The organism is Pseudomonas sp. 5Vm1k (assembly GCF_056161485.1).
Genome location: NZ_JBSPCZ010000016.1, coordinates 164,138 through 175,649 on the forward strand (window position 1 = coordinate 164,138; position 11,512 = coordinate 175,649).

7 protein-coding genes are annotated in these 11,512 nt (G+C 58.5%); all 7 read right to left on the reverse strand.

The window, feature by feature from the left end:
* Positions 1 to 10: 10 nt before the first annotated feature.
* The 7 genes from ACWIKB_RS26455 to ACWIKB_RS26485 all read right to left on the reverse strand — a co-directional run bounded on the left by ACWIKB_RS26455 (position 11) and on the right by ACWIKB_RS26485 (position 10,669).
* Positions 11 to 922, reverse strand: a complete 912-nt coding sequence (locus tag ACWIKB_RS26455) for an ABC transporter permease subunit (protein WP_475270439.1) — start codon at positions 920 to 922, stop codon at positions 11 to 13.
* 13 nt (positions 923 to 935) lie between these two features.
* Positions 936 to 1,946: an ABC transporter permease subunit gene (locus ACWIKB_RS26460; RefSeq protein WP_475270427.1), complete on the reverse strand. Its 1,011-nt coding sequence runs from the start codon at positions 1,944 to 1,946 to the stop codon at positions 936 to 938.
* Between the two features lie 74 nt (positions 1,947 to 2,020).
* Positions 2,021 to 3,616, reverse strand: coding sequence for an ABC transporter substrate-binding protein (locus ACWIKB_RS26465; protein WP_475270428.1), 1,596 nt, complete (start codon positions 3,614 to 3,616; stop codon positions 2,021 to 2,023).
* A gap of 78 nt (positions 3,617 to 3,694) precedes the next feature.
* On the reverse strand, positions 3,695 to 5,107 hold the full coding sequence (locus tag ACWIKB_RS26470; RefSeq protein WP_475270429.1) for an OprD family porin: 1,413 nt from the start codon (positions 5,105 to 5,107) through the stop codon (positions 3,695 to 3,697).
* A gap of 172 nt (positions 5,108 to 5,279) precedes the next feature.
* Positions 5,280 to 6,881, reverse strand: coding sequence for an ABC transporter substrate-binding protein (locus ACWIKB_RS26475; RefSeq protein WP_475270430.1), 1,602 nt, complete (start codon positions 6,879 to 6,881; stop codon positions 5,280 to 5,282).
* A gap of 301 nt (positions 6,882 to 7,182) precedes the next feature.
* Entirely contained in the window at positions 7,183 to 8,808 is a 1,626-nt protein-coding gene (locus ACWIKB_RS26480) for an ABC transporter substrate-binding protein (protein WP_403021789.1), read from the reverse strand.
* Positions 8,809 to 9,067: 259 nt separating this feature from the next.
* Entirely contained in the window at positions 9,068 to 10,669 is a 1,602-nt protein-coding gene (locus ACWIKB_RS26485; protein ID WP_475270431.1) for an ABC transporter substrate-binding protein, read from the reverse strand.
* Between the last annotated feature and the right edge of the window lie 843 nt (positions 10,670 to 11,512).

Genomic DNA, 11,512 nt, shown 5'->3' on the forward strand with positions numbered 1-11,512 from the left:
TTGAATCTCCTCAGGCGGCGTTCTTGAGTTTCGGGTCCAGCGCATCGCGCAGACCGTCGCCCATCAAGTTGATTGCCAGCACGCTGAGCAAAATGGTCAAACCAGGCAGACTGACTACCCACCAGGCGCGTTCGATGTAGTCGCGAGCCGAAGCCAGCATGGTGCCCCACTCAGGGGTTGGCGGTTGTACGCCAAGGCCCAGGAAGCCCAGGGCCGCGGCATCGAGAATCGCCGAGGAGAAGCTCAAGGTCGCTTGAACGATCAACGGTGCCATGCAGTTCGGCAGCACGGTAACGAACATCAGGCGTGGCAGGCCGGCACCGGCCAGGCGCGCGGCCGTCACGTAGTCGCGGTTCAGTTCACCCATCACCGCAGCGCGGGTCAGACGAACATAGGACGGCAACGAAACCACGGCGATGGCGATAATGGTGTTGATCAGGCCAGGGCCGAGGATGGCGACAATCGCCACGGCCAGCAGCAGGGACGGCAGGGCCAGCATGATGTCCATCAGGCGCATGATGGTCGGACCGAGCACTTTCGGGAAGAAACCGGCGAACAGACCCAGCAGGATGCCCGGAATCAGCGACATCACCACCGACGACAAACCGATCAGCAGGGACAGGCGCGAACCGTTGATCAGCCGCGATAGCAGGTCGCGACCCAGTTCATCGGTGCCGAGCAGGAACTGGATCTGCCCGCCTTCCAGCCAGGACGGCGGGGTCAGCAGGAAGTCACGGTATTGCTCGCTCGGGTTGTGCGGGGAAACCCACGGCGCGAAGATCGCGCAGAAAATCACCAGCAGCATGAACAGCAGGCCGGCGACGGCCCCTTTGTTCTTGGAGAATGCTTGCCAGAATTCTTTGTACGGAGACGGGTACAGCAGGCTTTGATCGACTGCTACCGATGGAATTGGAGTGGTCATGGTCATGATGATCTCAGCGCTGGTGACGAATGCGTGGGTTGGCAAAGCCGTAGAGGATGTCCACTACGAAGTTGACCAGAATCACCAGGCAGGCGATTAACAGGATGCCGTTTTGCACCACGGGATAATCCCGTGCGCCAATGGCTTCGATCAGCCATTTGCCAATGCCGGGCCAGGAGAAGATGGTTTCGGTCAGGACCGCACCGGCCAGCAATGTGCCGACTTGCAGGCCGACCACGGTCAGTACCGGGATCAACGCGTTGCGCAGGCCGTGCACGAACACCACGCGCGCTGGCGACAGGCCTTTGGCGCGGGCGGTACGGATGTAGTCTTCACGCAGCACTTCGAGCATCGAAGAACGGGTCATCCGCGCAATAACGGCCAGCGGGATGGTGCCGAGCACGATGGCCGGCAGGATCAGGTGATGCAGGGCGTCGAAGAACGCGCCGACGTCATCGGCCAGCAAGGTGTCGATGAGCATGAAACCGGTGCGTGGTTCGATGTCATAAAGCAGATCGATCCGCCCGGACACCGGGGTCCAGCCCAGGGACACCGAGAAGAACATGATCAGGATCAGGCCCCACCAGAAGATCGGCATCGAATATCCCGCCAGGGAGATGCCCATCACCCCATGGTCGAACAGGGATCCTCGCTTGAGTGCCGCAATCACCCCGGCCAGGAGGCCCAGGACGCCGGCGAACAACAACGCGGCCATGGACAATTCCAGGGTCGCAGGGAATAGAGAGCTGAACTCGCTCCAGACACTTTCACGGGTACGCAGCGATTCGCCAAGGTCGCCGTGGGCCAACTTGCCGATGTAATCCAGGTATTGGGCATACAGGGGTTTGTTCAGACCTAGGCGTTCCATTGCCTGGGCGTGCATTTCGGGGTCGACCCGACGTTCGCCCATCATTACTTCCACGGGGTCGCCCGGAATCATGCGAATCAACGCGAAAGTCAGCAGGGTGATGCCGAAAAACGTGGGGATCAACAACCCCAGTCGGCGGGCAATAAAACTAAACATCTTGTGTGCTACCTCATCAGCCGGTTAGGCGTGCCTGGCGTCCCTGGGGTCAGGGACGCCGGGAGTTTTCTTATCTACTTCACCTGGGTGGTGGCGAAGTTATTAGTGGTGAGGGGGCTAATGTGGTAGCCCTCTACGTTGTTGCGCATTGCGGTGAACATACGGGTGTGGGCCATGCTGATCCAGGGTTGGTCCTGGTTAAAGACCTCCTGGGCTTGCTCATAGAGCGCTGCGCGTTCCGCCGGGTTCACTTTAGCTCGGGCTTGATCAATCAGCGTCTGGAATTTCTCGCTGCACCAGCGCGCGTAGTTTTCGCCGTTTTTGGCCGCCTCGCAACTGAGCATAGGCGTCAGGAAGTTATCCGGGTCGCCGTTGTCGCCCGCCCATCCGGCAGAAACCATGTCGTGCTCGCCGTTTTTGGCGCGCTTGAGCATCTCGCCCCACTCCATGACGCGGATGTCGATCTTGATCCCGACCTTGGCCAGGTCAGCCTGCATCATCTGCGCGCCGAGCATCGGGTTAGGGTTGGTCGGGCCGCCGCCGTTACGGGTGAACAGGGTGAACGTGGTGCCTTCCGGTACGCCGGCTTCCTTGAGCAGGGCGCGAGCCTTGTCCAGGTCGCGTGGCGGATTGGTCAGTTTGTGGTTGTAGCCCAGCAGGGTGTCCGGGTACGGGTTGACCGCGACGGTCGCGTTGCCTTTGCCGAACAGCGCATTGACGTAGGCGGCCTTGTCGAAGGCGATGTCGATGGCTTTACGCACCCGCACGTCGCTCATGTACTTGTGGGTGGTGTTCATGGCGATGTACGAAACGGTCATCGCGTTCATTTCATCGACTTTCAGACTGGTGTCTTTTTTGATGCTCGGGATGTCGTCCGGCTTCGGATACAGAGCGATCTGGCACTCGTTGGCCTTGAGCTTTTGCAGGCGCACGTTGTTGTCGGTGGCGATGGCCAGGATCAACGCTTCAGCCGGTGGCTTGCCACGGAAGTATTCCGGGTTGGCCTTGAACCGCACCTGAGCGTCCTTGGCGTAGCGCTGGAAGATGAACGGGCCGGTGCCGATCGGCTTGTTGTTCAGATCGCCGGTCTTGTTGGCCTTGAGCAACTGGTCGGCGTACTCGGCGGAGTAGATCGAGGAGAACGCCATGGCGATGTCGGCCAGGAACGGTGCTTCGCGGCGAGTCAGCGTGAAAGTGACGGTGTTGTCGTCGACTTTCTCGACACTTTTGAGCAGTTCCTTGAAGCCCATGCTTTCAAAGTACGGGAAGCCCACGCTCGACAGTTTGTGCCACGGGTGATTCGGGTCCAGCTGGCGCTGGAAGCTCCAGACCACGTCGTCGGCGTTCATGTCGCGGGTCGGCTTGAAGTAATCGGTGGTGTGGAACTTGACGCCTTTGCGCAGGTGGAACGTGTAGGTCAGACCGTCCTCGCTGATGTCCCAGGAGTCGGCCAGTGCCGGAACCACTTCGGTGGTGCCGGGCTTGAAGTCCGCCAGACGATTGAAGATGGTTTCGGCCACCGCATCGGCTGTGACTGCAGTCGTGTACTGGACCATATCGAAGCCTTCCGGACTGGCTTCGGTGCAGACCACCAAGGGTTTGGCCGAGACGCCAACAGCGACACTCAGCAACGCGGCAGCGATGGCCGCACGTAGGGGAAGCATTTTCATCAAGAACCCTCTGCAATCGGTTGAACAGGAAAAAACCAAACGGCCGACTCTTCATGAGTCAGCCGTTGGCTGGTGTTTTTACAGAATGTTGAACGGGATGGTGGTCACGAGACGGAACTCGTTGATGCTGCCATCGGCCTGGTTTTCGCTGGCACGGTGGGTGGTGTAGGTCGCACGAACAGTGGTGGCCTTGAGCGGGCCGCTCTGTACGGCGTACGAAGTACCGATGCCGTATTCGTAGTGATGTTCGCCGTCCATGTTCTTCACGTCATACGCAGTGCCGGTGTAGTGAGTACCGTCGATGCCCCAGCCGCGAGCCTGGTAGATGTTGAACTTCAGGCCAGGCACGCCGTATTCAGCCATGTTCAGACCGTAGGCGATCTGGAACGATTTTTCGTTCGGGCCGTTGAAGTCGGAGAGCAGGGAGTTGGCCAGGTAGATGCCGTTGGTTTCATGCAGGTAGTCGAAGTACTCGTTACCGTTAATTTCCTGGTACGAGAAGGTCAGGCTGTGGGCCTGGTGGGTCAGGCCGAACGACAGGGAGTAGGTGTCGTTGTCGATTTCGCCCATCTCTTTTTTGCCGGCATCGACGGTTTTGTAGTAGTTCAGGCCGGTGGTCAGGCTCAGGACGTTGCTGTCACCCAGTTCGTGGGTAGCGCCGAAGTAGTACTGGTTCCAGAAGTCTTCAACCTGGGAAGCGTAGAGGCTGGTCTTCAGGCTTTTCAACGGCTGGTAGTTCAGGCCGACGATGTTGACGCGATCGGTTTCAGCGCCATTGTTGGTGTACTCGGAGCGGAATTTCGACAGGCTCTCTTCAGTACGCGGCGATACGCGATCGAAGGTGCCGGCGTCGAACGACAGGTTGTTCAGCTCTTCGCTGTGCAGGCTCACACCTTCAAAGCTCGACGGCAGCGCACGGTTGCCGATGTTGTCGACGATAGGTGTGCTGAAGTTCTGGCGACCGGCGGTCAGGGTGGTGTTCGACACGCGGAACTTGACGTTGGCCAGGCCCAGTTTGCTCCACTGACCTTCAGCGTCGCCGCCTTCTTTGGTCAGGGTGCGGTTGTTACCGGCGCCTGGACGCGAACCCGGTGCGCCACCGTTGTTGGACGCCAGGTCCTTGCGATCACGGTCCAGTGCGACGGCGTTGTAGACCGCCAATTCAGTGCTGACACCCACGGTGCCCTGAGTGAAACCGGAGCTGAAGTTGACGATGGTGCCCTGAACCCAGTTGATCCGGCGATCAGTAGGTGTTGCTACACCGTCTTTGCGGTAGGTGAAGTTGCCGCCACGTTTCAGTTGCTCGTTGGCGTACCAGTTACGGGTCGTGCCTTTGACCGTGGAGCCTTCGAGGAAGCCGGGTGCATCGGCTTGGGCGCTGGCGGTGTTGACCGTGACCGGGGTGTATTCCTGGCTTTGGGTTTCCGCGTAAGCCGTGGCGGTGATGCTGCTAATGGCCAAGGCCAAAATCGCGGTGCTGCTCAGTTTCATGGGTGAAGCTCCTTTCTTTCTTTTTTTAATGCCGGTCTTTTTTGGTGATCCGGCTATTTGGTTTAGAACTCATTCAAGGTATCGCAAACGTTTGCTGTAGGCCTGATTGGCGAATTACGGCAACACGCTTGCGTGAGGGCGAAATCCGCCCCCTGCGTTTCAGGCTTATCGGTTATTGATCGATGCTGACACCCGAGAACACGTTGCGACCAAAGGGGCTCACCTTGAACCCTTCGATTTTGGCGCTTAACGGTTGGTTGACCGTCGAGTGAGCGACTGGCGTGATCGGCACTTGCTGCTTGAGCAATTGCTGCGCCTGTTGGTAAAGCACGGTGCGCTGGTCGCGGTCGGTGACGACTTTGGCCTGCTTGATCAGCTTGTCGTAAGCCGGATCGCACCACATGGAGTAGTTGTTGCCGCCAATGGCGTCGCAGCTGTAAAGCGTGCCGAGCCAGTTATCCGGGTCCCCGTTATCACCGGTCCAGCCGATCAGGCTGATGTCGTGCTCGCCATTCTTGGTGCGCTTGATGTATTCGCCCCATTCGTAGCTGACGATCTTCACCTTGAGGCCGATTTTCGCCCAGTCAGCCTGGAGCATCTCGGCCATCAACTTGGCGTTGGGGTTGTACGGGCGCTGGACCGGCATGGCCCAGAGGGTAATTTCGGTACCTTCCTTCACGCCGGCAGCCTTGAGCAGTTCCTTGGCTTTTTCCGGGTTGTAGGCGGCATCTTTGATGCTTTCGTCGTAGGACCACTGGGTCGGCGGCATGGCGTTGACCGCCAACTGCCCGGCGCCCTGGTACACAGCGTTGAGAATGCTTTGTTTGTTCACCGCCATGTCCAGCGCCTGACGCACTTCGAGCTGGTCGAACGGTTTGTGCCGCACGTTGTAGGCGATGTAGCCGAGGTTGAAACCAGGCTTCTCGATGAGCTTGAGTTTTGGGTCGTTCTTCAGTGCCGTCACATCGGCAGGGCGCGGATGCAGGGTGATCTGGCATTCGTTGGCCTTGAGCTTCTGCACCCGCACCGAGGCGTCGGTATTGATGGCAAAAATCAGGTTATCGAGCTTGACCCGGCTCGGGTCCCAGTACTGTTTGTTGCCGGTGTAGCGGATGTTGGAATCTTTCTGATAGCTCTTGAACACGAACGGCCCGGTGCCGATCGGCTTCTGGTTGATCTCGCTCGGTTTGCCTTCGGCCAGCAGTTTGTCGGCGTATTCGGCGGACAGGACGGCGGCGAAGCTCATGGCGATGTTCTGGATGAACGCGGCGTCCACGCTGTTGAGCGTCATAACCACGGTCAGCGGCCCGGTCTTCTCGACCTTGGCGATGTTCTTGTTCAGGCTCATCCCGTTGAAATACGGGAACTCGGTTGGATAAGCCTTACGAAAAGGTTGCTGCGGATCGAGCATGCGATTGAACGTGAACAACACGTCATCGGCGTTGAAATCGCGGGTCGGCGTGAAGTAGGGCGTGGTGTGGAATTTCACCCCTTCGCGCAGGTGGAAGGTGTACGTGAGGCCGTCTTCGGAAATATCCCAGCTCGTTGCAAGGCCCGGTACGACGTTGGTCGCGCCCTTTTCAAACTCTGCCAGTCGGTTGTACAGCGGCTCGGCGGCATCGTTATCGGTCGCAGTGGTGTACTGCGCCGTGTCGAAACCGGCGGGGCTGCCTTCAGAGCAGAAGACCAGGCTGTTGTTGGCGGCCTGGCTGATGGAAGTGGCGGCCAACAGGCCGGTGCCCAGCAATGCGGATAAAACCAAGGTATGGCGCATAACGCTCCCTCTTTTTTAGTGTTTAACAATGAGCCGCCGTCCCGTCCAGGGACGTGGAGGCTTCATTGATCTCAAACCAATGCACGCAGCAAACCGAGGGCCCACGCATAAACTGGTCAGAACCCGACGGTAGGGGCCGTGGGTCTGGCAGTAAATGCGGAAAGGCCTGAAAAACTCGTAGGAAAAGCCGACACGTCCTAAACGTCTGCGGTAGTCCGCAGTGGTTTTGGCTGTCAGAGAATTCCTACATTCCCGGCAGATAAAGCAACGGCGACGTTAAATACGCCGCCGTTGCCGAATCTTATTTGCTGACGCTGACGCCGTAGAAGGAGTTCAAGCCGAATGGGCTGATCTTGAAGTCCTGCACGTTGTCGCGCATGGGTTGGAACACCGTCGAGTGAGCGATAGGTGTCATCGGAACAGCGTCTTTGAGGACGTGTTGCGCCTGTTTGTACAGTTCGGTGCGCTTGCCCTGGTCGGTCGTGCGCTTGGCTTCTTTTACGATGCCGTCGAACTTCTTGTCACACCACTTGGAGAAGTTGTTGCCCTGCAGCGAGTCGCAGCCGAACAGCACGTTGAGCCAGTTGTCCGGGTCACCGTTGTCGCCGCTCCAGCCAATCAGCATCGCGCCGTTTTCGCCGCCTTTGGAGCGCTTGATGTACTCGCCCCACTCGTAGGTCACGATCTTGGCCTTGATACCGATCTTGGCCCAGTCGGACTGCAGCATTTCAGCCATCAGCTTGGCGTTCGGGTTGTACGGACGCTGAACCGGCATGGCCCACAGGTTGATCTCGGTACCTTCCTTGATGCCCGCTTCCTTGAGCAGCTCTTTGGCTTTCTCAGGGTTGTACGGCGCATCCTTGATGGTGGTGTCGTAGGACCATTGGGTTGGCGGCATGGCGTTGACGGCCAGTTGACCAGCACCTTGGTAAACGGAGTCGATGATCTGCTGCTTGTTGACGGCCATGTCCAGTGCTTGACGCACTTTCAGTTGGGCCATCGGGTTCGGCTGATCGCTGCCCTTGATCTTGTCCATCACGTTGTAGGCGATGTAACCCAGGTTGAAGCCAGCCTGGTTAGGCACTTTCAGAGTCTTGTCTTCTTGCAGCGCCTTGAGGTCGGCCGGGCGTGGGAACAGAGTGATTTGGCACTCGTTCTTTTTCAGCTTCTGAATACGTACCGACGGGTCGGTGGTGATGGCGAAGATCAGGTTGTCGATCTTGACGTCGTCAGGCTTCCAGTAGTCCTTGTTCCCGGTGTAGCGGATGTTGGAGTCTTTCTGGTAGCTCTTGAACACGAACGGACCAGTGCCGACCGGCTTCTGGTTGATATCGGCGGCTTTGCCTTCCTTGAGCAACTGGGCAGCGTACTCGGCGGACTGCACGGACGCGAAGCTCATGGCCATGTTCTGGATGAACGCGGCATCAACTTCTTTCAGGGTGAACTTGACAGTTTTGTCGTCGACTTTATCGATTTTGGTGATGTTGGTGTCCATCCCCATATCGGTGAAGTACGGGAATTCAGTCGGGTACGCTTTGCGGAACGGATCATCCTTGTTAATCATGCGATTAAAGGTGAACAGCACGTCGTCGGCGTTGAACTCACGAGTTGGCTTGAAGTACGGGGTGGTGTGGAACTTGACGCCTTCACGCAGGTGGAAGGTGTACGTCAGGCCATCCGTGGAGATGTCCCAGCTGGTCGCCAGGCCAGGAACAACGGCGGTGCCGCCGCGCTCGAACTGGGTCAGGCGGTTGAACATGGTTTCTGCAGAGGCGTCGAAGTCGGTTCCGGTGGTGTACTGACCAGGATCAAAACCGGCCGGGCTCCCTTCGGAGCAAAACACCAGGTTAGTCGCCGCTTGGGCGAAAGGTGCGGCAGCTAACAAGCTGGCGCCGACTAAAAACGGAATGACCGCGTGTTTAAGCATGGTGGCCTCATGATTTGTTGTCATTTTTGGAATTAGAGGACGACCTCGTGAGTCGTGCCTGCGGATACTTATGCAGGGGCCATACCCATTGCAAGATCCAGAACGGCCACAAGTCTTAAACAGTGGCACGAACGTACCTTAATGTCGCATATGTATAAATATTGACGCATTTGACCGTTTGCGCACGTTTTTTACGGTGCAAAAGCCGCCCCAAGAAGGGGCGACCGGGGCGTATGGCGCACCCGGTTGGCGCGCGGTGTTACTTATTTATACCCACACCATAGAAGGGTGTGAGGCCAAAAGGACTGATTTTAAAGTCGGTCACTTCCTTGCGCAGTGGCTGAAAAACCGTCGAGTTGGCGATCGGTGTAATAGGCACCTGTTGCTTAAGGATTTTCTGCGCCTGTTGGTAGAGTTTGACCCGCTCGTCACGGTCGGTTGAGACCTTGGCCTGCTGGATCAGTTTGTCGTACGCCGGGTCGCACCACTTAGCGTAGTTGCTACCTTTCACGGCTGCGCAGCTGTAAAGCACACCGAGCCAGTTATCCGGGTCACCGTTGTCGCCGGTCCAGCCGTAGATCATCGCGTCATGTTCGCCGTTCTTGGCGCGCTTGATGTACTCGCCCCACTCGTAGCTGACGATGTTGGCCTTGATCCCGACCTTTTCCCAATCCTGCTGAATCATCTGCGCCGACATCCGCGCATTCGGGTTGGAGGCGCGTTGCACGGTCATGGCCCACAAATTAATGGTGGTGCCCGGTGCAACCCCTGCTTCTTTCAGTAGCGCCTTGGCCTTGGTCGGGTCGTGGGGCGCATCCTTGATGTTCGGATCAAACGACCATTGCGCCGGTGGCAGGGCGTTCTGCGCCAGTTGGCCGGCGCTCTGGTAGACGGCTTTGATGATCGCCGGCTTATCGATGGCCATGTCCAGGGCCTGACGGACCTTGAGCTGATCCAACGGCGGATGAGTGACGTTGTAGGCGAGGAAACCGAGGTTGAAGCCGGCCTGCTTGAGCACGGTCAGGTTCGGGTCCTTCTCCATCACTTCGATGTCCGCCGGGCGCGGGTAGCCGCTGACCTGGCATTCGCCGGTTTTGAGCTTCTGCAAGCGCACCGCCGCGTCCGGAGTAATCGAGAACACCAGGTTGTCGATTTTCACGTCCTCGGGTTTCCAGTAGTCCTTGTTGCCGGTGTAGCGGATTTGCGAGTCCTTCTGATAACGCTTGAACACGAACGGGCCCGTGCCGACGGGTTTCTGGTTGATGTCCGCGGCTTTGCCTTCCTTTAATAACTGCGCGCCGTACTCGGCGGATTGCACCGAGGCGAAGCTCATGGCCAGGTTCTGGATGAAGGCGGCATCGATGTTGTTCAGGCTGAAGCGCACGGTGTGGTCGTCGATCTTGTCGACGCTTTTGATCGTTTTGTTCAGGTCCATGTCGGTGAAGTACGGCGACTCGGCGGGGTAGGCCTTGCGGAACGCATTCTCCGGGTCGAGCAGGCGCTGGAAGGTGAACAGCACGTCGTCGGCGTTGAAGTCCCGGGTCGGGGTGAAATAGTCGGTAGTGTGGAATTTCACGCCGTCGCGCAGGTGGAAGGTGTAGCTCAGGCCGTCCTTATTCACGTCCCAGCTTGTGGCCAGGCCCGGTTCTACTTCGGTGCCGCCGCGTTTGAATTGGGTGAGGCGGTTGAAGACGGTTTCGGCCGAGGCGTCGAAGTCGGTGCCGCTGGTGTATTGGCTGGGGTCGAAACCGGCGGGGCTGGCTTCGGAGCAGTAGACCAATGTTGTGGCGGCTTGGGCGAAGGGGGCTGCGGTGGCTAGAGCGATTGCGAGCAGGAGAGGTTTGACGGTGGTTCTTTCCATGGAGTCCCCGGGGGATTTGGGTAGCGGTATCTCCTGAGAGTAGCGTTGTTGACCGGGTGGGCGGAAATATCGTTTTTTGAGGGGGACCCCTTTGTCTGGGCATAGCAGGGGTGGGTAGTGGCGGCCTTTGGGCCGACCATGCTCTTGGTGATTTGTGTGTATATCCGGTTGTGCGGTTAGGGCGGCTGGCGGTTTCGCCCTTACGGCGAGTCCCTTTTGGCAGACGCCCCAAAAGGAACCAAAAGGTCTCGCCCCGGCGTCCGGCCCCTCGCTTAGGCTCGGCGTTCCTTCGTTCCGGTATTCATCTGGGGGCATCGCCTACGGTCGGCTTCGCTTCGACCTCCTCTCGATGTGTGCGGCTCCGCCGCACGGCGCTACGCGCCCACCCCCCAGATGAACACCTCCACTCAGCCTCCCGAAGGGGCGGGTAGGGCAAGATCAAGGGCAGGCGAGCTAACGCTCGCCCTTGAGTGGTGAGGAGCGGGGCGGTGTATGCCGTTCTGCTTTTGCTTCTGTAGGAGCATGGCTTGCCCGCGAAGGCGTCCTGACAGACGACCTATCTCTCCCGAATGTACCCGGTCAAAAATGTGGGAGCTGGCTTGCCTGCGAAGGCGGCCTGACAGCCGACCCATTTCCCCAGCTGTACTCGGTCAAAACTGTGGGAGCTGGCTTGCCTGCGAAGGCGGCCTGACAGCCGACCTATCTCTCCCGAATGTACCCGGTCAAAAATGTGGGAGCTGGCTTGCCTGCGAAGGCGGCCTGACAGCCGACCCATTTCCCCAGCTGTACTCGGTCAAAACTGTGGGAGCTGGCTTGCCTGCGAAGGCGGCCTGACAGCCGACC

Excerpts from the sequence above, each read along its gene's own strand:
- ACWIKB_RS26475 (WP_475270430.1), bottom strand. The coding sequence starts at position 6,881 with ATGCGCCATACCTTGGTTTTATCCGCATTGCTGGGCACCGGCCTGTTG.
- ACWIKB_RS26480 (WP_403021789.1), bottom strand. The coding sequence starts at position 8,808 with ATGCTTAAACACGCGGTCATTCCGTTTTTAGTCGGCGCCAGCTTGTTA.
- ACWIKB_RS26485 (WP_475270431.1), bottom strand. The coding sequence starts at position 10,669 with ATGGAAAGAACCACCGTCAAACCTCTCCTGCTCGCAATCGCTCTAGCC.
- ACWIKB_RS26460 (WP_475270427.1), bottom strand. The coding sequence starts at position 1,946 with ATGTTTAGTTTTATTGCCCGCCGACTGGGGTTGTTGATCCCCACGTTT.
- ACWIKB_RS26455 (WP_475270439.1), bottom strand. The coding sequence starts at position 922 with ATGACCACTCCAATTCCATCGGTAGCAGTCGATCAAAGCCTGCTGTAC.
- ACWIKB_RS26470 (WP_475270429.1), bottom strand. The coding sequence starts at position 5,107 with ATGAAACTGAGCAGCACCGCGATTTTGGCCTTGGCCATTAGCAGCATC.
- ACWIKB_RS26465 (WP_475270428.1), bottom strand. The coding sequence starts at position 3,616 with ATGAAAATGCTTCCCCTACGTGCGGCCATCGCTGCCGCGTTGCTGAGT.